The organism is Aeromonas sp. R10-1, from assembly GCF_040908465.1.
Lineage (GTDB): Bacteria > Pseudomonadota > Gammaproteobacteria > Enterobacterales > Aeromonadaceae > Aeromonas > Aeromonas caviae.
In genome coordinates this window covers 239342-260968 of the sequence record NZ_JBFODT010000024.1, presented here as the reverse complement: position 1 = coordinate 260968, position 21627 = coordinate 239342, and the positions used below count along the sequence as shown (strand labels likewise).

The following is a 21627-nucleotide window of genomic DNA, read 5'->3' as shown; positions in this document are numbered from 1 at the left end:
TTTAAGCATGTCCACTTGATGTGGATGACCGTACTTCCGGCGGATTCTCGCTTGTTGAGGTTTCAGAACACTATGATGGCAATCAGTTCCATCCCCAAGTGCCTGATTTATTTGGGCTCGCATTGATAACTCGTCAACCTGGTCAGGACCGGAAGGTAGCAGCCAAGGCGGGGGACTCGAGTGCCGGGATGTGGCTGGTAGGGCCACCACCTGTTTCTGAAGATCAATAAGTTAGCCTCCAATACCCCCTTCAGACCTCTTGGTAATCCACTTTATGTGGATGGATCAGGAGTCTTCATAGTGAATCTCTGGCTCTCTCCGCAAGGTATCTGGTACTACCGCAAGGTGACAGTGCTTCCCTGTGGTCGCCGCAAAGACATCAAGAAATCTCTCCGTACTCGGGACAAGCTGGTCGCACGTGAACAAGTGGCTCAGTTGCTCATCTGTGCGCGTTCTCGGGTAAAGCCTGAGACTGTCCAGCCAGAACCTCAGCCAAGCTCCCTGCCGGAGCCTCAGCGGCTACAGCAACAGACACCATCTGCGACCAAGCCAGCCCCTCAGTCAGTCCCTGCGGCTCCTTCTGCCATTGCATCCCCTGTACTTTCAGAACTCAGTGAGCGTTACCTGAAAGAAAAGGCGTTGTCCTGGGCACCAAAAGAGCTCAGCAATCAGAAGAACTACATCGGTTACTTCATCAAGGCGCTGGGGGATAGACCTCCCACGGCATACAGCAAGGCCGATGTGGTCAAGTTCAAGGACGAATTGCTGAATTCAGGGAAGAGCCCGACGACTATCAACAAGTATCTCTAGAAATTCTCTCTGTTGTTCGTCTGGTTATTGAACCACCACGAGAGGATCGTCAATCACTTCGCTGGACTCAAGCTACAGCGGGTCAAAGAGACCAAGGCCAGAAGTGGTTACACGATGGAGGAGAGGCGGAGGTCCGTCCAATGGGCGAAAAGGCAGGAGTCATATCGCCGCTTGAATCGCCCCTGCTTTTCTAGCTACTCGGCAGTTTCTATTAACGCAATCTTAATTTAACGCAATCTTAATTGTTTGGCGCGTTTGGCAAGTAAATTGGCGCGTTCTGCATATAGGTTATGTCTTGCCCCTTGTATTGTTCTGTTCTGCCTCAATTTGTGACCAATCTCCCGTTTTGGTGGCGATTTGGCCATCGGACATCACGTTTTTTCCTATTCCACAATTGGAATCATCTATATGAAAAACATACATATTTTACGGTATGACGCATCGCCTTTGTTGGTAGTGTTGACCTTGGGTACCCTGTTGCTTGCCGGTTGCAACGACAAGTCCGTCCCAGTATCGATGGCACCGCCCGAGGTGAGCGCGGCGCAGGTTGTGGTCAAACCGGTGACCCAGTGGGATGAATACAGTGGCCGTATTGAAGCGATTCAAAGCGTCGAACTGCGTCCCCGTGTATCTGGGTATCTCGAGAGCGTGAACTATCGGGAAGGTCAGGAGGTGAAACAAGGCGATGTGCTGTTCACTATCGATGCCCGCAATTATCGCGCCGAACTGGCGCGGGCCAATGCACAGTTCGCACGTGCGACCAGTGTGGCGGCGCAGAGCCGCAACGAAGCGCGCCGCGCCAAGGTGCTGGTCGCCCAACACGCCATTTCTACCGAGCTGTGGGAGCAGCGCAACGCTGCCGATAAGGCGGCCCAGGCCGATATGATGGCAGCTCAAGCTGCGGTCGATACGGCAAAGCTCAATCTGGAGTGGACCCAGGTACGCGCACCGATTGTCGGTCGGGCAGGGCGCGCGCTGGTGACCAAGGGCAACCTGGTTACGGCAGACGGCGCTGCGAGCGTGCTGACCACCTTGGTGTCGCAAGACAAGATGTATGCCTATTTCGACATCGATGAGAATGCCTTCCTGCGTTACACCCAGCGCGCCCGCACTGACCTCGGTGGCAACAGCGCCACGATCCCGGTTCAGGTTGGGCTCTCCAATGAGGAGGGCTTCCTCCATACCGGCGAGGTCGACTTTCTCGACAACCGGGTGGAGCGCAGCAGCGGCACCCTTCGCGTTCGCGCCATTCTGGATAACAAATATCGCTATTTGACCCCTGGTCTGTTTGCCCGTGTGCGCCTGCAAGGTGGCCGCATTCCCGATGCCGTGCTGATCGACAACAAGGCCCTGCTGACTGATCAGGACCGTAAATATGTCTATGTGGTCGACAAAGATGGCAAGGCTCAGCGCCGTGATGTGGTGCCGGGACGGGAAGCCGAGGGGCTTCGCATCATCGAGAAAGGATTGGTGGCTGGCGATCGCGTGATCATCGAAGGCTATCAGAAGGTGTTCATTCCGGGCATGCCGGTGAACGCCAGAGAGGTGCCGATGCAGGGCGCTTCAGCATTGACGGCGGCGATGAAATGACCACCCCAATGTCCACTGCGGCGCGTGTGCTGACGCGCCTGGTCTCTCTCGAACAGTCTGTTTAAGGACCTATTCCATGGACTTTTCCCGTTTCTTTATTGATCGGCCAATTTTTGCGGCTGTGCTGTCGATCGTGATCTTCGCTGCCGGATTGATCACCATTCCTAACTTGCCGGTGAGCGAGTATCCGGAAGTGGTGCCGCCGTCGGTAGTGGTACGAACCGTCTATCCGGGCGCCAACCCCAAGGTGATCGCTGAAACCGTGGCCACGCCGCTGGAAGAGGCGATCAATGGCGTCGAAGGCATGATGTATTTCAAGTCGGTGGCTGGCTCTGACGGCGTGCTGCAGATGACCATCACCTTCCGTCCGGGCACTGACCCCGACGAGGCCGCGGTCAAGGTACAAAACCGTGTGGCGCAGGCACAGGCTCGTCTGCCGGAAGATGTGCGCCGCCAGGGCGTGACCACCCAGAAGCAGTCTCCGACGTTTCTGATGGTGGTGCATTTGACTTCGCCAGGCGGCAAGTACGACACCCTGTACTTGCGTAACTACGCGCGTCTGCATGTGAAAGATGCGCTGGCGCGGATCCCGGGGGTGGGGGATGCCCAAGTGTTTGGTGGTGGTGACTATGCCATGCGCGCCTGGCTTGACCCGGACAAGATTGCCTCTCTGGGCCTGACGGCCAGTGATGTGGTCAGCGCCATGCGCGAACAGAACGTGCAGGTGTCGGCTGGCCAACTGGGTGCCGAGCCGATGCCAAACAGCCAGTTCCTCACGCTGATCAACGCCCAGGGGCGTCTGCGCAGCGAGCAGGAATTCGGCGATATCGTGCTGAAAAATGGCGATAACGGAGAAGTGGTGCGTCTGGCCGATGTGGCCCGCGTTGAGCTTGGAGCCGGCGATTACACCCTGCGCTCCCAGTTGGATGGCAAGAATGCGGTCGGTATAGGTATCTTCCAGTCGCCGGGCGCCAATGCGCTCGAGATCCGCGATGCGGTCATCAATGCGATGAACCAGATGCAGAAGACCTTCCCGTCTGATGTGAAGTATGAAGCTGTCTACGACACCACCATCTTTGTGCGTGATTCGATCAGTGCCGTGGTGGACACCCTGCTCGAAGCAGTATTGCTGGTGGTGCTGGTGGTGATCCTGTTCCTGCAGACCTGGCGTGCCTCGATCATTCCGCTGATTGCCGTGCCGGTGTCGGTGGTGGGGACCTTTGCTGCCCTCTATGTACTGGGTTTTTCCATCAACACCCTGAGCCTGTTCGGTCTGGTGCTCGCCATCGGGATTGTGGTGGACGATGCCATCGTGGTGGTGGAGAACGTCGAGCGTAACATCGAAGAGGGGCTCTCGCCGGTGGCTGCGGCGCATCAAGCGATGCGTGAAGTCTCCGGGCCGATCATTGCGATCGCGCTGGTGCTGTGCGCCGTGTTTGTGCCGATGGCGTTTTTGTCCGGTGTCACCGGCCAGTTCTACAAGCAGTTCGCCGTCACCATCGCCATCTCGACCGTGATCTCGGCCATCAACTCCTTGACCTTGTCGCCGGCGCTGGCTGCCCGTTTGCTCAAACCGCACGATGCGCCCAAGGATGGTCCGAGCCGACTGATTGACTACCTGCTGGGATGGTTGTTCCGTCCGTTTAACCGGGTCTTCAAGTCGAGCTCCGAGCGCTATGAGCGCAGCATCTCCCGTATCCTTGGTCGCCGTGGCGCCGTGTTTGTGGTTTATGCCCTGCTGCTCGGCGCGACCGGTGTGATGTTCAAACAGGTTCCGCCCGGATTTATCCCGACCCAGGACAAGCTCTACCTGATTGCCGGGGTAAAACTGCCGGAAGGTTCGTCGATTGCCCGCACCGACGAGATGTTGCACAAGGTCGCCCAGATCGCACAAGAGACCGACGGGGTGGCGCACACCATTTCGTTCCCGGGTCTAAATGCGCTGCAATTCACCAACACACCCAACACCGGGGTGGCGTTCATACCGCTCAAGCCGTTTGCTGAGCGTAATGGCCGCACTGCGGCACAGATCAATGCCGAGATAAACCAGAAGATCGCTGGTCTGCAAGAGGGCTTCGCCTTCTCGATGATGCCGCCTCCGATCCTGGGGCTCGGCAGCGGTAACGGCTATCAGATGTTTATCGAGGACCGTGGCAATTTCGGTTACGGCAAACTGCAAGAAGCCGTGCAGGCGATGCAGGGCACAGTAGCCCAGACACCGGGCATGGCGTACCCAATTACGAGTTATCAGGCCAACGTGCCGCAACTCGATGCCCATGTGGATCGTGTCAAAGCCAAGGCGCAAGGGGTCGCACTGACCGAGCTGTTCGATACCTTGCAGACCTATTTGGGCTCGACCTATGTGAACGACTTCAACCAGTTTGGTCGTACCTGGCAGGTGATTGCGCAGGCGGACGGGGCGTTTCGCGATAGCGTGGAGGACATCGGCAAGCTGCAAACCCGTAATGCCCGCGGTGAGATGGTACCGATCGGTTCGATGGTGACCATCAAGGAAACCTACGGTCCGGACCCGGTGCTGCGTTTTAACGGTTACCCCGCGGCCGATCTGGCCGGTGAGGCCGATCCGCGCATGCTCTCGTCAGCGCAGGTGATGGGCAAATTGACCGATATCGCCGGGCAGGTATTGCCGGTGGGGATGACCACCGAGTGGACTGACTTGAGCTATCAGCAGGCCACTCAGGGCAATGCCGCCTTTATTGTCTTCCCGGTGGCAATCTTGATGGTGTTCCTGGTACTGGCGGCACTGTATGAAAGCTGGACCCTGCCGCTGGCGGTGATCCTGATTGTGCCGATGACGCTGCTCTCTGCACTGTTCGGGGTCTGGATGACAGGTGGTGATAACAACGTCTTCGTTCAGGTGGGGCTGGTGGTGCTGATGGGGCTGGCGTGCAAGAACGCCATCCTGATCGTCGAGTTTGCCCGTGAGCTTGAGATGGACGGTCGTGGCATTGTCGAGGCTGCGCTGAAGGCATGCCGGCTGCGGTTGCGCCCGATTGTGATGACATCAATCGCCTTTATCGCCGGCACGGTTCCGTTGGTGCTCTCCACGGGCGCCGGGGCGGAAGTGCGCTCAGTGACCGGTATCACGGTCTTTGCCGGGATGCTGGGGGTGACGCTGTTTGGCCTGTTCCTGACCCCGGTGTTCTACGTGGCGTTGCGTAAGCTCTCCGGCCGGCCCTTGGTCCAGCATGGCGAGTCGACCTTCGTGGGCGATCCGCTCTGAATTCGGGCGCATTCCAACCTCTTTTTGGACGAGTGACTTTGCTATGTATGTGAACTCGAAAGCCAATCCATCCCGTCGCGTGCTCACAGTGAGCCTCGCCGCGCTGTTGTCAGCGTGCAGCGTCGGACCGGACTTTGAACGTCCGGCCCTGCCGGCCGTGAGCAGCTATGCCCGTTTGGATGCCACAGTGCGTCAAGAGCCGGCTCCTGATGCGGGGCCGGCGTTCTGGCGCGGATTTAACGACCCGGAGCTCACCAAACTGGTTGAGCTTGCCCTGCGTCATAACCACGATGTGCAGCTGGCACTGGCCAATTATCAGCAGGCCAATGCCATGCTGGGTAGCGCAAAGTACGACTTGCTGCCTACGCTCACCGCCAGCTCGCAGGCAAGCAATGAGCGCAGCAGTGCGAGTCAGCAGCCCGGCGTCGCGGCTGCCGATCGCGATTATCACCAATATCAGGGTAGTGTCGGCTTTAGCTGGGAGCTGGATCTGTTTGGCCGCGTGCGGCGTTCCGTGGAAGCGCAGCGCGCCGACACCCGTGCCAGTGCCGATGATATGGCTGCCATGCAGGTGGCGGTGGTGGGGGAACTGGCCCAGACCTACTTCCAGCTGCGCGGCTGGCAGGAGCAGCTGGGCATCGCCCGTGACAACGTCGCCAACCAGGCGCAAACCCTGTCGCTACTGCAACTGCGGCAAGGGGCGGGCATGGCCAGCGCGTTTGATGTGGATAGAAGCCGTGCCCAGCTCGAATCAACCCGCGCCAGCATCCCGCCACTGGAGGCGCAAATTGCGCTGGCCACTCACCGGATTGGCGTGCTGACCGGTAATGTGCCGGAGTCATTGATTAGCGAGCTGGCGGCGCCGGCAGCGCTGGCGCAGTTGCCTGCCAATGTGCCCATGCAGGCGCCCGGCGAGCTGCTTCGCCGCCGTCCGGATGTGGCTGCTGCCGAGCATCGCCTGGCCGCGTCGACAGCGCGCATCGGTGTGGCCACTGCCGATCTCTTCCCCCGATTTACCCTGGGGGGCTTGATCGGTACTCAGGCATTGGATGCCGGCTCTCTGTTTGCACGGGACAGCGAGACCCGGTCGCTGACACTCGGTGTTGATGGCTCATTCTTGAATGTTGGCCGCGTTCGCGCGCGTATCGCTGCCAGCAATGCGCAGGCAGCCGGTGAGCTGGCCAGCTATCAGAAGGCTGTCCTCACCGCGCTGGAAGAGACCGAGAATGCACTGGTTCAGGTGTCACGCAGTGAGCAGCAGCGCCAGCATCTGGAGCAGGCTGCTGCAGCCAGCATGCGTGCCGCCGAGACGGCCAAGGTGCGCTTCGACCAGGGCGCCATCGATCTGCTGGCGTTGCTGGATGCCGAAAACGTGCGTCTGCAAAGCCAGGATGCGTTGGCACAGAGTCGGGTCGGATATACCCTGGCCGTGGTGTCGCTCTACCGAGCCATGGCCGGCGGTTGGCCGGAATATGTGGCCGATGAGGCATCCAACAAAACCTGAGCAATGGGCCCTTGGGTGAGCCGATGACATGGCACCTTCACATATCAAGAACGTGAATGACAGCATGGTGTGATGTCAGATATTTTTTTGCTAAAAAGCGGCATTGGCCCACCAATGCCGCCAAGCGGTATCAGCGACCAGACAAGGTCACGTTATCTACTTTGATTGAGTACACCACACGATGATCGATCGTTTTCGAATTTCCAAACAGTGGATGCTGCGCATTGCAGAGCGGGGTCTCTCGTTAGAGATGTTGCAGCGCAAAGCCGGACTGCCTGAGCTGTTTTTCCAGCAAGAGAAAATCTATGCCTCCACGGCAGAGTTGTTTTCCCTGTGGAGCACGATCTCAGACCATTGTGGCGATGTGGCATTTGGTCTCACGTTGGGTGCAGATATGCGACTCGAGCGCAATCATCCGATGGCGATTGCGGCGGTGTGCAGCAGTTGTTTACGAGATGCTCTGCAGCGTCTGGCCCGTTACAAACGGGTCGTCTGCCCGGAAGAGATCCGTGTCGAGGTAAACGGCGATGAGGTGATCATTGACTCCCATTATCTGGCAACCAGTGAGCAACCGCCCCATATCATGATTGATATGGGCTTCTCTTGGATGACGGCCATGGCACGACACAGCTCTGACGGGCATATTCGCCCGCTGCACGTCGAATTGACGCGTGGCCCCGAACATCGCGCGTTGCTGGAGGGGCACTTTGGCTGTCCGATCACCTTCAATGCGTCGCGCAATGCGCTGGTGTTTCGCTCCAGCGATCTGGATTTTCCCTTTTATACCCACAACGAAGAGCTGCTCGCCGTGATTGCCCCGCAGCTCGATGCCGAGTTGCAGGAGCATGACCAAAACACCAGAATCACCTACGCGGTGAAACAGGTGCTGAAACGCACTCTCGCAGGTCGGCGTCCGACGCTGCAATCGCTGGCCAAGGAACTGGCGATGAGTACGCGAACTCTGCAACGGCGGTTGACCGATGAGGGCATCACTTTTCAGCAACTGGTGGAGGAGACCCGCCGCGAACTGGCGCGATCCTATTTGCAGACTGGCGCGATAGAGCCCAACGAGACGGCGTACCTGCTCGGCTACGAAGATTCCAACTCGTTTTATCGAGCGTTCAACGGCTGGGAGGGGGTATCTCCCGGTGAGTGGCTCGAGTTGCAGCGCAGAGTCGCCAGAGGTGCGGTAGTGTATGGTTCTGGAAGAGGGGCGTTTGAGGCTTAAAACGAACCGGCGTTTTTAGTCCAGGTAATGGTGAGACACTCGTATCGCGGCTTAGCGGCCGAATGAGTCGCTTTGGCCGCGCAGCTATCCAGAGTCCATAACAAGATCATCCTGGCCTTCTCGGTCTTTTGAAACGCACCTCCCTCCTCAATGACTGACAATATTCTCAACGGCCATTGGCTTCTACGTCTCCGACGAGCTTTCTCTATATTGAAAAATTCAGCCCACGAGTCCTGACGGAAAAGTGGGCTGAGCAATATAAAAACACTTCAATTACTGATGAAAAATGACACTCTCACTAAGGGGGGCTTTATTAATCCTGTATTGATTTGCGGGGTGAGTCATGTCGGGGTAACCCAGAGAGATGCCAAACAACAATTTCGATGACGTTTCAATACCGAGTTCTTTGCGAATGGTTTCGCCGTAAAAACCCAGCATAGTCTGAGGAACACCGCCTAAGCCGTGAGCAGTCAGAGATAGCAGAAGCGTCTGAGCGTACATACCTATGTCTCCCGCTACACGAACGTTATCGCCCACTTCTGGCATAAAAAGCAGCGCAACATGTGGCGCACCAAAGAATTCCAGGTTACGACGTGAGGCATGGCGACGCTGATCATAAGCATCGCGTTTAATGCCGATAGCCTGATAATAGGCCGCGCCTTGCTCTTTGTAACGTTCACGATAGACGCCAGGGAAATCATTGATGCCAAAACTGAAATCCGGCGTCAACTGTCCTGCGTCATCCGCCGCTAACATGGCCTTGCTCAGTGCATCTTTTTTTGAACCTGAGACAATATGCGTTTGCCATGGCTGAGTATTACAGTTTGAAGGTGAGAGCTGTGCATCCTCCAATACCGAACGGAGAATGCCTTCCGGTACAGGTTGAGGAAGAAAATGACGCACTGAGTGACGTTTACGCACGACATCCCGAAAAAGCATTGATTCAGACATAATGTACCTCTTATAAAAGTCAGGCATAAAAAATTTCTCTGTCTGACTAATGAATTTGACAACGAAAAATCCCGTGCCGGTGGACACCATATTCTCGACATGATTGCCGGGCCTCACAGTCTGCTACTGCGGATGGATGCCATTAATCACTTTAAAGTGTTCTGTTCGTCTAGCGTATGTCCGATATTTTACCCTTTGCAAAATGGAATGGAATGGCTAAAAATAAGAACTTAATGACCAAGTATGGAAAGAACAATGGATTTCAACGCAACCAAATTGTTCATCGCGGTAGTGAATGCAGGTAGTTTTTCCGCCGCAAGTGAAAGAACATCAGTTCCGATAGCAACTTTAAGTCGTAAAATTAATGAGTTAGAACAGGAGTTGAAAGTCCAACTCCTGGAGCGCTCGCGGCAAGGCGTTAAACCCACCTACAAAGGGCAACAATTCTTTGAGCAGGCCCGTCTGGGTGTGGAGTTACTGGAGGATGCACATAAGTCCGTCACTGCTGCCCACTCACTGCAGGGGAAATTGCGCTTGTCTATCCCACCAAATTTTTCATTGTGGTGGGATTTATTGATTGAATTTCAGCAACGTTACCCTGATATCACCGTATTCTGTCATTCCAGCGAAAGGGTCGTTGATTTGTTCGGAGACAGTATTGATGTTGCGCTCAGGCTTGGCGACCTGAATAGCGATGATGTCATAGCCAAATTACTTATGAATCTGGAAACGGTGTTTGTAGCAAGTCCTAAATTATTATCTGAACGCGGTACTCCTGAGACTCTCACAGAAATGGCCCAGCTTCCAGTTGCTGCCTGGGAGAGTCTGAATTATGGTTTTTTTGAATGGGCTTCTGGAGCCGAAAAAGTTAAATACGCCCCCTTCTTTTCCACTAATCATTTGCAGGCCATAATTCATTATGCTCTGAACGGTAAGGCTGTTGCTCAGTTACTGGATTTTTCAGCCAGGCCCTGGTTAGAAAGCGGTGAACTGATACAACTTTTGCCAAGCATAGCTACTCAAAAAATTCCGCTACACCTTGTATACTCTCGTCAAAAACATCCTTCAGTATTGGTGCGAGCATATATTGATTTTTGTACAGAATGGATTGGTAAGCTGGCCTAAAGTTATTGCTAACCCTGATTAACTATCAGAGTAACCTGCCATAATTACTTGTAAGTAGGTTTGGCGTAGAATGTTTGCAATATTACAAAAAGACCTATGGAAGACCTGAGCGCAGAACATAGGTAGAATGTGCTGACAAAGCTCCGGAGCATAGCTTTTCCGGAGCTGGGTTGATAATGAAACAGCGAGTGTTATTCCATTATCTTAGGAAAGGCAGCTTTCCGATATAATCCATCTTCCCGATCTTGACACCTTTATGTCGAAGGATCGCGTATGCTGTCACCATGTGAAAGTAAAAGTTGGGAACTGCGTGTTGGTAGAAATAATCTATACCAAGGAAAGCTCCGGCCCATCCCGGAGGGGCAACTATTCTTTCTTCCCAGCCTGAGAAGTCGCTTTCTTTCATCGATGTGACATATTCGATGGTCTTTTCAATGCTAGCTTTGAGATCCTGGATCGTTTCGTCAGCGTCTTCAAAAACCGGAGCCTGTTTACCGGTTAAGACTGAGGTGGCTAGTCTCGCAGTATCACACGCCATGTGTACCTGACTCGTGAAGGGTAACATATCTGGTGAAAGACGGGCGTTCAAAAGAACGTCTGGTTCAAATTTATTTTCCTCAGCATGCTTTTGTGCCTTATTGATAAGAAGTGATAGATTGCGGAGCGTTTTTGTGAACTGCGTTATTTGTGCATACATCATGAATGTCCTTTTGTATGTAGTGATGTGATGGCGCCCCAGCTTTTCGTAGATAGTTTGGAGCCCGATGGAATTAGTAGGTATGGGATCTAACCTTATATATCCACTCTCGGTTTTTTACCAAGGAATGTTGAAGCTTATCGCTGGTAGCGCATAGCTAGATATATAGTGTTGCATCAACGAGGTTCATTTTTAAATTCTGCTCCAATTCGAATGGATAAATTTAACCACTCTAAAAATTGAATGGAACCACTAAAAATAAAAACCTAATTCTCAATAATGGAAATTAGAGTGGGTTTTACTGCAACATAATTGCTCATCATGGCAGTGAATGTCGGAGGGCTGTTGATCAAATTCTTCGTGGGGTATCTGTTCCCCAAGCCTTCGTGAACACTTGTTCCAATAACTGGTGAGCAGGTAGACCAAGCCCTTTCATCTCGTTCATTTTCTCACACCTGTTAGGTGTCTCGCTCACCTGAGTATTGTTGTCGACGGTCTTGGCGCGCGTGCTGATACAGCTATAGTCCAGCGATTGCAAAGGCCCCGCCATCAATTGGAACAAGGTGTTGATGAAGTCTTCCATGGTTCGCAGCGACAACTTGAGCTGACTGCAATATGAAGATGCGATAACCATGTGTGAGCAATGGTAGGAGCGATTCAGTACGGTTGATGCAGTTAAGTGCTTGCTGTGTATCTCGAACAGATTTCTGAGGTGGTAAAATAACAACACCGCAGGGGCAGGGCGTAGGGGTTGATGTCACTCTATGTCAGCTTATGGGTAATTTTTATGTCAACTTATGGGTTATAAAACACTCGTAAGTCACTGATTTATGGTTGTGCGTTATGTCAACTTATGGTTTAGACGACATATTCAACAAGTTACAGCTAATACCCCCTTCAGACCTCTTGGTAATCCACTTCATGTGGATGAATCAGGAGTCTTCAAAGTGCATTTTCAGCTCTCTTCACATGCTATTTGCTCTACCGCAAGGTGAGCCTGTGCCCTATGGGCGTTTATCAGGCTTCAGACCGCGCCTGGCTCAAACTTCCTCTTGATCTTCAGCACTGTCCCCTTGAGATCATGCTTTCCCTCAGTCACCTCCCGTGGCCTCTATGGCCCAGCCATCTTCTGACTTTCAGCACTGCAAGCTCTTGCAGTACGCCATCTGACGCCTCCTTTTGTTGGCGCTGGCAGAGCAGGTGAGGCCATTTGCGTGACGCGACACCATGCCGGGGCCACGCGGCAACGCGAACCCCTCTGGTGGCGGGAGCCCGGGCAGGCTATCTTGCCGTTATTGGAGATGTCGGGAACCGATTTCATACCGTGCGACTCTCCCGTTCTGTTTTATGGATGGTGCGGCCCCGTGCAGGGGTTGCTCCCGACTCACCAGAGACCAGGCTGACAGGCGTGTCAGAATGCAGAACCCGTCAGCCTCTTTTCGCGCCCCTGAGGGGCGTCGTTTTCTGTGGTTGCTCAAAGGAGCCCTGATGATTGGCATGATCGCATCTCTACTCAAACCGGGCCTGCCCGAACACCCGGACTCCTCGCAATATCAGGGGGGGCGGTTCAACAATGCCGTGACACCCCAGGCGCGAAGCCTCTGGGAAGGGGCCAGGCTCTGGTGGGACTTCCTGTTCGCCAAGCCTGAGGGTACGGTGCCGGATCGCGCCATTCCGGTACAGGTCATAACCCGGGAGGGGCTCATCGCGGCGCCGGACAACAGCGTGTGGCGCCTCGGCCACTCCACTCTGCTGCTGAAGTTGCAGGGCACGTTCTGGCTGACGGATCCCGTGTTCAGCGAGCGGGCCTCACCGATGCAGTGGTTCGGCCCCAAGCGCTGGCATCAGCCGCCCATCACCCTGGAAGCGCTGCCCCCCATCGAGGGGGTGATCCTCTCCCATGATCACTACGACCATCTCGATCACGGGGCCATACTGGCGCTGCAGGAGAAGGTCGGCCACTTCATCACGCCCCTCGGGGTGGGGGCGCGCCTCATGGCCTGGGGGATTGCGAAGGAGAAGATCCGCGAACTGGACTGGTGGCAGCAGACCCGGGTGGGCGGTGTCACCCTGATAGCGACCCCGGCCCAGCACTTCTCCGGCCGGGGCCTTGGGGACGGCAACCAGACCCTCTGGGCCTCCTGGGTCATTCGCGGCGAGGGGGTCAACCTCTTCTTCAGCGGTGACAGCGGCTACTTCGACGGTTTCAAGGAGATTGGCAGGCGCTACGGTCCGTTCGACGTGACCTTCCTCGAGACCGGGGCCTACGACAAGCGCTGGGAGCTGGTGCACATGCTCCCGGCTCAGACGGCGCAGGCGTTTCACGATCTTGGGGGGAAATGGCTCTATCCGGTGCACAACGGCACCTTCGATTTGGCCATGCACCGCTGGAACGATCCGCTTGAGCAGATTGCCCGCCTGGCTGCGGAGCAACAGATCCCCCTGACCACGCCTGTCATGGGGGAGCCTCTGGATGTGCTGAACCCCCATGAGGGCAGCGCCTGGTGGTGCGATTGACCTGAGTGCCCTCCAAGGACGGTATCACCCCTCAAAGGGGCGCACGGGAGGTTGGGGCCGGGCCCTGTGAGGGCCCCCGCTGCCTCCCCATCCTCTGTGCCGGACCCGCGACGACCAGGCGGGGAGGGCGCACGGGAGCGCCTTGCCGCGTTATCTTCTGCCACCAGAGTCTTGCTGATACCTCACTCGGGCTGGGCGGCAACCTGGCGCTTGAAAGGACCTGGCTTGTTGGCCTTGCGGTGCTCCGAGACCAGGATCAGCAGGCGCTGCAGGGCGATGAAGCTGAACAGCAGCAGGCCGATGATGATCTTGGTCCACCAGGAGCTGAGGGTGCCGTCGAAGTTGATGTAGGTCTGGATCAGCCCCTGGATCAGCACCCCGAACAGGGAACCGAAGACGGTGCCCACCCCGCCGCTCAGCAGAGTGCCGCCGATGACCACGGCGGCGATGGCATCGAGCTCCACCCCGACGGCGGCGAGCGGATAGCCCGCCGAGGTATAGAGCGCGAACACGATGCCTGCCAGGGTCGCCAGGGTGGTGGAGAGCAGGTAGATGCGAATGGTGGTGTGGCGCACCGAGATCCCCATCAGGGCTGCCGAGGTGGCGTTGCCGCCGATGGCGTAAACGTTGTTGCCAAAGCGGGTGCGGTTGGCGAGCAGGATGCCGAAGACCACCACCGCCAGCATGATGAGGGCCAGCAGGCTCAGGCGACCGCCCCCCGGTATCTTCCACGACAGGCTCGACAGGTAGGTGAAGGTGGGGTGATCGATGGGCAGGGACTGCTCGGAGATGAGAAAACTGGCCCCCCGCAGGAAGAACATGCCCGCCAGGGTGATGATGAAGGCGGGGATCTTAAGGGTGTCGATGAGCCAGCCCATGAGGGCGCCAAAGCCTGCCCCGAGCACCAGCACCAGGGGGATAGCCAGCACGGGGCTGACCCCCAGCTTCCCGATGAGCGTTGCCAGCAGCACGCCGGTGAAGGCGATGACGGCCCCCACCGACAGATCGATGCCCCCCGAGAGGATGACGAAGGTCATGCCCACCGCCACTATTCCCAGAAACGCGTTGTCCGTCAGGATGTTGCAGATGATGCGGGTGGACATGAAGGCAGGGAAGGAGGCCAGGCAGAGCAGATAGCCCAGCACGAAGACCATGATGGTCACCATCAGGGGGAGGTTGCGTTTAAACATGGCGAGTCCCTCGCTGGAAGAGGTGGTTGAGGGCCGGTGACTGCATGACCAGCACCGCCAGCACCACCAGGGCCTTGACGATCTGGTTCCACTGGGGCTGGTAGCCGGAGAGCAGGATCCCGGTGTTCACCCCCTGGATGATCAGTATGCCGATCAGGGAGAGGGCGAGGTTGAAGCGCCCCCCCATCAGGGAGGTGCCTCCTATCACCACCGCCAGAATGGCGTCCATCTCGAGCCAGAGCCCGGCGTTATTGGCATCGGCACCCCGGATGTCGGCGGCGACTATCATGCCGGCGACGGCGGCCATCATGCCGCTCAACAGGTAGGTGGCGATCACCACCATGGGGGTGTTGAGCCCGGCGTTCTTGGCGGCCTTGATGTTGATCCCCACCGCTTCGATGAAGAGGCCGAGGGCGGTGCGCTTGGTCAGCAGCCAGAGCAGCAGCGCCATGCCCAGGGTGATGATGACCGGGGTGGGCAGATAGAAGAGGGAGCCGCTGCCGATCCAGGCGAGGGCGTCGTTGTTGAAGGTGATGATCTGCCCCTCGGTGATGAGCTGGGCGATGCCCCGGCCCGCCACCATGAGGATCAGGGTGGCGACGATGGGCTGGATCTTGAACACCGCCACCAACAGGCCGTTCCACAGGCCACACAGAAGGCCCACCCCGATGACGGCGGCGAAGATGACCGGCAGGCTGTGACCGCCGGTGGCCAGGCTGGCCATGGTGGCCCCGCTGATGGCCATGACGGCGCCCACCGACAGGTCGATGCCGCCGGTGGCGATCACCAGCGTCATGCCGAGGGAGAGCAGGGCCACCGGGGCACAGCGGTTGAGGATGTCGATGAGGCTGCCAAACAGCCGCCCATCCTGGATGTGGATGGCGAAGAAGTTGTCGGCGACCAGGGCATTGATGAGCAGCACGCACACCAGGGCGGCGCACTGGGCCGAGCCCGTGGGCCACTCCCTGCGGGCGCGCGACCCCTTGGCGAGGGGGAGAATGGATGACGTCATATCAGGCCTCACATGCAATGGCGTTCATGATGGCAGGGACGCTCAGGGCGTCCGTCGCAAGCTCTGCCACCTGTTTTCTGTCACGAAGGACGATCACCCGATCGGCATAGCCCACCAGCTCCTCGAGCTCGGAGGAGATGACCAGCAGGGCCAGCCCGTTGGCGCAGAGGGATTCGATGAGGCGGATGATCTCGGCGTGGGCCCCCACGTCGATGCCCCGGGTAGGCTCGTCCAGGATCAGGAACTGGGGTTTGGTAAGCAGCCAGCGGGCGAGCAGCACCTTTTGCTGGTTGCCCCCGGAGAGAAACTGGATGGGCTGCTCCGGTCCCGGGGTCTTGATGGCCAACTGCTCGATGAGGCGGGCGGTGATCTCGTCCTGTTCCTTGCGAGACAGGGGATGCAACCAGCCCCGCTGGGCTTGCAGGGCCAGCACCATGTTCTCCCGCACCGAGGCCGAGGCGATGATGCCGGCGCTCTTGCGATCCTCCGGGCAGAAACCAAAGCCGTTGGCGGCCGCCTGGCGTGCAGAGCGGATGGTCACCGGCTTGTCCCGCACCCGGCACTCGCCGCTGTCGCTCGGCACTATGCCGAACATCAGCTCGGCGGTCTCGGTACGACCGGACCCGAGCAGGCCGGCGAGGCCCACTATCTCCCCGGGCATGACGTCGAGACTGAAGGGGGCGATGACTCCCCGCTTGCCATAGTCCCTGAACGACACCATGGGCTGGTTGCTGCGCAGTGTCTTGCCCGCCCGCTTGAGGGCATTGTCGTCCAGCTCGCGTCCCAGCATCATCTTGACCAGCTCCAGTTGTGGCAGTGCCTGGGTGTCGCGGGTGCCGACCAGCTCGCCGTTGCGCAGCACTGTGATGCGATCGCTGATGGCGTAGACCTGATCGAGAAAATGGGTGATGAAGATGAGGCTCACCCCCTGATCCCGCAGGCGCGTCATCAGGGAGAAGAGCATCTGGACTTCGCTGGCATCCAGGCTCGCGGTGGGCTCGTCCAGGATCAGGATCCTGGCGGAGAGGGACACCGCCCGGGCGATGGCCACGATCTGCTGCATGGCGACCGAGTAGTGGTCGAGGGGCAGGGTGACATCCATCTCGAAGCCGTGGCTGGCCATGATGGCGCTGGCTTGCCGGGTCATGGCGCCCCGGTCGATGAAGCCGAAACGGCGGGGCTCATGGCCGATGAAGAGGTTGTCCGCCACCGACATGTTCGGCAGCAGGTTGACCTCCTGATAGACGGTGCCTATCCCCAGACGCTGGGCATGGGCGGTGTCCGTCGGGGAAATGGGGACGCCATCGAGTTCGATACGGCCGGCGTCTCGCTGATAGACACCGGTGAGGGTCTTGATCAAAGTGGACTTGCCGGCCCCGTTCTCGCCGAGCAGCGCCATGATCTCTCCCCGGCGCAGGGAGAAGTCCACCTGATGCAGGGCTCGTACTCCGGGAAACGTCTTGCATATTCCGCGGGCATTCAATACGACATCGTGAGTGTTCTCTGACATGAACATTGGCTCTCCGATATAGCGCGCCATACAAGTTCAATCACTTATATGGCGCGCTATGTGACAGTCTGGCGGGGGAGCGGGATTAATAACCCATGTCTTTTTTCAGCTCGAGCTGCGCCTCGGCACTCCCGGGCTCAAACAGTTTGGACTCTGTCTTGATATGTTTGGGGGGCAGGGTGCCATCTTTCTTATAGGCCAGCAGGGCATCGAAGGCCGGTCCCGCCATATTCGGCGTGAGCTCCACCGAGGCATTGGCTTCGCCTGCGATCATCGCCTTGAAAATATCCGGCACGCCATCGATGGAGATGATCTTGATATCCTTGCCCGGTTTCAGCCCGGCCTCTTTAATGGCTTGGATGGCGCCGATGGCCATGTCATCGTTATGGGCGTAGACGGCACAAATATTCTTGCCGCTATTTTCCGCCTTGATGAAGCTCTCCATCACTTCCTTGCCTTTGCTGCGGGTGAAATCGCCGGACTGCGTGCGGATGATCTTGATGGTGGGCACGGCCGAGACGGTGTCGAGGAAGCCCTTCTTGCGATCCAGCGCCACGCTGGCACCCACCGTGCCCTGCAATTCAACCACGTTGCACGGTTTGCCATCCTGCTGCTTGATGAGCCACTGGGCTGCCACTTCCCCTTCGTGGACGCTGTCGGCGGCGACCCCGGTCATGAAGAGACCGTCATCTTTTACCGTGATATTGCGATCCAGCAGGAAGACCGGGATCTCGGCCTCTTTCGCCTCTTGCAATACCGGCTCCCAGCCAGTCTGTACCACGGGGGCAATAAAGATGGCATCCACTCCTTGGGCAATAAAGGAGCGAATGGCCTTGATCTGGTTCTCCTGTTTCTGCTGGGCATCGGCAATTTTCAGGATGATGCCGCGTTTTTGGGCCTCGCTCTTGGCGACCGATGTTTCTGCAGCTCGCCACCCGGATTCAGAACCAATTTGCGAGAAGCCCACGGTCATCTCTGCAGAATATGCAGTGGCCGAGAGAATAAGGGTGCTGATAATGCTCGCCAGTTTCACATTTTTATACATATGACACTCCTTTGTGATGCATAGTGAAATAAACCGAAACACGTCAGGTTTTTATTGTACGGGTCAAGGTTATAGGCTCTTGAATTAAACGGCGGGAGGTGGCTCACAGAAAATTTTCAGCAGCACGATGCTTCATACAAACAGCAGAAGAGTTCATATATCGAGCCCTGCCTGCATTGTTTTTTATGCATATTTATTTAATTAGGCAACCATTGTGTCCAGAGTGCCACCTGCTTTTTGCCCCCGTTATCGGGGGCGCAGGCACGCAGATGAGGGGCCCTCGTCAACGAAGAGGGGGATATTCCCCTGGCACAGGCGACCCCTCTGGGCGCACCGCTGCCAGCAGATAATCCACGAAGGCCCGGACCCGGGCCGAGAGGTGACGGTGCTGTGGATAGAGGGCGTAGAAGGGGCGGGATCGCCCCGCAAAGGGGGTCATCACCTCGATCAGCTTGCCTTGCAACAGCGCCTCGGTCGCCACGAAATGGTAGATCTGGAACAGACCGCCCCCAGCCACCGCCCAGCCCAGGCCAGCCAGCACATCGTCAAGCACCCGCTGTCTGCTCTGAACATGAAGGTCGACAGGGTCCCCCTGCTCGTTCACGAACTGCCAGGGGAAGGGGCGACCCGTGCTCGGGGTGATGAACTGGATCAGATCATGTTGCGACAGCATCTCCAGGGCGGTTGGCGCGGGGCGGCGGGCGGCATAATCGGGGGCGCAGAAGACCCCGAGGCTGGCATCCTCCAGCTTGCGGGCGATGATCCGCCCATCGCGCGGCTCCCCCAGCCGGATGGCCAGATCGTAACCATCCTCCACGAAGTCGATGTTCCTGTTGGAGACATTGAGCTCCAGTTCGACCTCGGGATAGGCCGCCATGAAGCCCGGCAGCAGGGGCACCAGACGGTGGTGGGCATAGACGGTGCCCACGCTGATGCGCAGCACTCCTTTGGGGTGGTGCTGGCGACCGGTGATGGCCCGCTCGGCCTCGGCGATCTGCTCGAGCGCCTGCTGGCACTGCTCCCGATAGAGCTCCCCGTCATGGGTGAGGCGCACGCTGCGGGTGGTGCGATGGAAGAGTTTGACGCCGAGCCTGGCCTCGAGACGCTGGATGGAGCGGCTCACCGAGGCGGGCGTTACCCCCAGCATCTGAGCCGTGGCGGTAAAGCTGCCAAGTTCGGCTGCCTTGCAAAAGAGCTCTATGGTGCCGAGCTGGACGGGGTCGAAGGCACGGGACATATGTTCATCCATGTAAATAATCAAGTTCAATGGTGTGAGTTTATTCATCCTTGGGTAATCAGTAAATTGCTCATCGCGGGCGGCCCGGTGGCCGCCCGATCGATCACTGCCATCAAAAGGAAGATCACGATGAAGAACACCCTCAAGGCCGTGCTGGCCTCACTGCTGCTGGCGACCACCGCTGCGGCCAGCGCCGCCCCGAAAGGCGAGATCCTGGTGCTGCTCTCGAGCGAGACCGAACTGCCGCTGCAAGGGGGCAAGAGCCTGACCACCGGCTTCTACCAGAATGAACTGGGGGTGCCTGCCGCCGCCCTGCTGGAGGCCGGTTATACCCTGACCCCGGTGACCCCGAGAGGGAACCGGCCCGTTGTCGACAAACACTCCGTCGATCCCCAGTACTTTGGCGGCAACCCGCAGGAGATGGTGCGAATCGGCGCCGTCGTGGAGGGGCTGCTTGGCGCCGGCAAGGTGCTCTCCCTGAGGGAGGTGCTGGCATCCGGTCCCGAGCGCTATGCCGGCCTCTTCATTCCCGGTGGCCATGCGCCCCTCATCGATCTTGCCAAGGATCCCGAGGTGGGGACCCTGCTTCGCCACTTCCATGACAACCACAAACCCACGGCCGCCATCTGCCACGGCCCCATCGCGCTGCTGGCGGCGCAGGCGGATCCGGCCGGGTTCGAGCAGTCGGTCATTGCAGGCAAGGCGGACGGCGCCAGAGAGTGGATCTACGACGGTTACAGGATGACCATCTTCTCCGACAAGGAAGAGGCGGTGTTTGAAGGCTCCCTTGGGGGTGACACGCTGCGCTACTACCCGGCGAAGGCCATGGCCCAGGCCGGTGGCAGCATGCAGTTCGTGGCACCCTGGCAGCCTGGCGTTGTGATCGATCGCGAGCTCATCACAGGCCAGAATCCCTTCTCCGATCACGCCCTGGCGAGCGCCTTCATCGCGGCGCTGGACAAACAGCAAGGGGCAGGCTGACGCCAGGAGAGGCGCAAGTTCCCCCCTTGATCAGTGCAGGCAGCCCCCATGGGCTGCCTTTTTCATGCCCCAGCCTTGGCGAGAAACGCCTTCATGGCGGGGGTGACACTGTGTTTTCGGGTGATGAAGGCGATGGTGCCTGCGCTCGCATCGCTCAGGGGATGGCAGGGCAGTTTGAAGAGCTGCTGGGCGGTGGCGGCGATGCCGGCGCTGACCACGGCGCAGCCGAGGCCGTGGCTCACCCCGTTGACCAGGTGGAACAGGGAGTCGGTCTCCAGCACCACCCGCAGGCTGATCTGCTGGCGGGCGGCGGCCTCGTCCAGGTAGCGGCGAAACTGCATGGTGGTGCTTGGCAGGATCAGGGGGAGATCTTGCAGGTCCGCCAGGGTCAGCGGCCCGGTCGGGGCGCAGTGGGCAGGCAGGGGGCCCAGCAGGGCCATGGGGTTGGGGTGGCGAAGCTGGACGTCGAGGGCCCGGCGCTGATGCTCGGTGAGCAACTCGTCAAAGCCGAGCCCGATGTCGATGCGATGCAGATCCAGCTGCTCCATCAGGGTGGCATGGGTCATCACGCAGAGGTGCAGGCCCACCTTGGGGTAGGCGTCATTGAACCCCTTGAGCAGCGGCATGATGTCGATGCTCGACTGGGGCACGACGCCGATGCGCAGCGCGCCCGACAGCCCGCCCCGAAAGAGGCTGAGCTCCTGGCGCATGGTATCCTGTTCCTGAAGCATCCGCTCGGCGTGGTGCAGCACCACTTCCCCCGCCTGGGTCAGGGCTACGAACTGGCTGTTGCGCACCACCAGTTCGGTGCCAAGTGACTTCTCCAGGGCGGTGATGCTGGCCGACAGGGTCGGCTGGGTGATGAAGCAAGCCTTAGCCGCCTTGGCGAAGTGACGGTGCTGGGCCAGCTCATAGAAATAGTGCAACTGCTTGATATTCATCGTGGTAATGGCAGCAGGAAAAGGCAATGAGCGACAAATTTAATC

General features: G+C 58.0%; 16 protein-coding genes, 1 other RNA gene and 1 pseudogene. 9 read left to right on the top strand and 9 right to left on the bottom strand.

Annotated elements, in window-relative coordinates; genetic code table 11:
* The first annotated feature begins 109 nt into the window (after positions 1-109).
* The 6 genes from ffs (at position 110) to AB5Y93_RS12660 (ending at position 8376) form a co-directional block, all read left to right on the top strand.
* An RNA gene (gene ffs, locus AB5Y93_RS12685) (signal recognition particle sRNA small type) lies at positions 110-203 on the top strand.
* Between the two features lie 97 nt (positions 204-300).
* A complete protein-coding gene (locus AB5Y93_RS12680; RefSeq protein WP_368229501.1) occupies positions 301-810 on the top strand; it encodes a hypothetical protein in 510 nt (169 codons plus the stop codon).
* Between the two features lie 408 nt (positions 811-1218).
* Positions 1219-2400 (top strand): efflux RND transporter periplasmic adaptor subunit, encoded by a 1182-nt coding sequence (locus AB5Y93_RS12675; RefSeq protein WP_368229500.1) that lies wholly within the window; start codon positions 1219-1221, stop codon positions 2398-2400.
* Positions 2401-2476: 76 nt separating this feature from the next.
* Complete coding sequence (locus AB5Y93_RS12670) at positions 2477-5644, top strand: efflux RND transporter permease subunit (protein ID WP_368229498.1); 3168 nt, start codon at positions 2477-2479, stop codon at positions 5642-5644.
* A 43-nt stretch (positions 5645-5687) separates the two neighbouring features.
* A complete protein-coding gene (locus AB5Y93_RS12665) occupies positions 5688-7148 on the top strand; it encodes an efflux transporter outer membrane subunit (RefSeq protein ID WP_368229496.1) in 1461 nt (486 codons plus the stop codon).
* Positions 7149-7329: 181 nt separating this feature from the next.
* Entirely contained in the window at positions 7330-8376 is a 1047-nt protein-coding gene (locus AB5Y93_RS12660) for an AraC family transcriptional regulator ligand-binding domain-containing protein (RefSeq protein ID WP_368229494.1), read from the top strand.
* 273 nt (positions 8377-8649) lie between these two features.
* Here the strand turns inward: AB5Y93_RS12660 and AB5Y93_RS12655 are convergent, their stop codons facing one another.
* Positions 8650-9327, bottom strand: coding sequence for a nitroreductase (locus AB5Y93_RS12655; protein WP_088822002.1), 678 nt, complete (start codon positions 9325-9327; stop codon positions 8650-8652).
* 255 nt (positions 9328-9582) lie between these two features.
* On the opposite strand from AB5Y93_RS12655, the gene AB5Y93_RS12650 reads away from it, so the two are divergent.
* Complete coding sequence (locus tag AB5Y93_RS12650; RefSeq protein WP_368229492.1) at positions 9583-10452, top strand: LysR family transcriptional regulator; 870 nt, start codon at positions 9583-9585, stop codon at positions 10450-10452.
* Positions 10453-10651: 199 nt separating this feature from the next.
* On the opposite strand, the gene AB5Y93_RS12645 is transcribed toward AB5Y93_RS12650, so the two are convergent.
* A complete protein-coding gene (locus tag AB5Y93_RS12645; protein WP_088821982.1) occupies positions 10652-11152 on the bottom strand; it encodes a DUF1993 family protein in 501 nt (166 codons plus the stop codon).
* Between the two features lie 487 nt (positions 11153-11639).
* A pseudogene (locus tag AB5Y93_RS12640) lies at positions 11640-11750 on the bottom strand (IS5/IS1182 family transposase); the annotation flags it as partial.
* A gap of 887 nt (positions 11751-12637) precedes the next feature.
* On the opposite strand from AB5Y93_RS12640, the gene AB5Y93_RS12635 reads away from it, so the two are divergent.
* The gene (locus tag AB5Y93_RS12635) at positions 12638-13666 is read left to right on the top strand and encodes an MBL fold metallo-hydrolase (RefSeq protein ID WP_368229490.1); all 1029 of its coding nucleotides are present in this window, start codon (positions 12638-12640) and stop codon (positions 13664-13666) included.
* A 182-nt stretch (positions 13667-13848) separates the two neighbouring features.
* Here the strand turns inward: AB5Y93_RS12635 and yjfF are convergent, their stop codons facing one another.
* The 5 genes from yjfF to AB5Y93_RS12610 form a co-directional block, all read right to left on the bottom strand.
* Positions 13849-14856: a galactofuranose ABC transporter, permease protein YjfF gene (yjfF, locus tag AB5Y93_RS12630; RefSeq protein WP_010674604.1), complete on the bottom strand. Its 1008-nt coding sequence runs from the start codon at positions 14854-14856 to the stop codon at positions 13849-13851.
* Entirely contained in the window at positions 14849-15868 is a 1020-nt protein-coding gene (gene ytfT, locus AB5Y93_RS12625) for a galactofuranose ABC transporter, ATP-binding protein YtfT (RefSeq protein WP_010674605.1), read from the bottom strand. Before ytfT ends, yjfF begins: the two co-directional genes overlap by 8 nt.
* 1 nt (position 15869) lies before the next feature.
* Complete coding sequence (ytfR, locus tag AB5Y93_RS12620) at positions 15870-17378, bottom strand: galactofuranose ABC transporter, ATP-binding protein YtfR (protein ID WP_201972167.1); 1509 nt, start codon at positions 17376-17378, stop codon at positions 15870-15872.
* 85 nt (positions 17379-17463) lie between these two features.
* Complete coding sequence (ytfQ, locus tag AB5Y93_RS12615) at positions 17464-18423, bottom strand: galactofuranose ABC transporter, galactofuranose-binding protein YtfQ (protein ID WP_368229489.1); 960 nt, start codon at positions 18421-18423, stop codon at positions 17464-17466.
* Between the two features lie 283 nt (positions 18424-18706).
* Positions 18707-19672 (bottom strand): LysR family transcriptional regulator, encoded by a 966-nt coding sequence (locus tag AB5Y93_RS12610; RefSeq protein ID WP_368229487.1) that lies wholly within the window; start codon positions 19670-19672, stop codon positions 18707-18709.
* Positions 19673-19789: 117 nt separating this feature from the next.
* Between AB5Y93_RS12610 and AB5Y93_RS12605 the strand changes: the two genes are divergently transcribed.
* Positions 19790-20641: a type 1 glutamine amidotransferase domain-containing protein gene (locus tag AB5Y93_RS12605; RefSeq protein WP_368229486.1), complete on the top strand. Its 852-nt coding sequence runs from the start codon at positions 19790-19792 to the stop codon at positions 20639-20641.
* Positions 20642-20703: 62 nt separating this feature from the next.
* On the opposite strand, the gene AB5Y93_RS12600 is transcribed toward AB5Y93_RS12605, so the two are convergent.
* Complete coding sequence (locus tag AB5Y93_RS12600) at positions 20704-21582, bottom strand: LysR family transcriptional regulator (RefSeq protein WP_336581152.1); 879 nt, start codon at positions 21580-21582, stop codon at positions 20704-20706.
* Between the last annotated feature and the right edge of the window lie 45 nt (positions 21583-21627).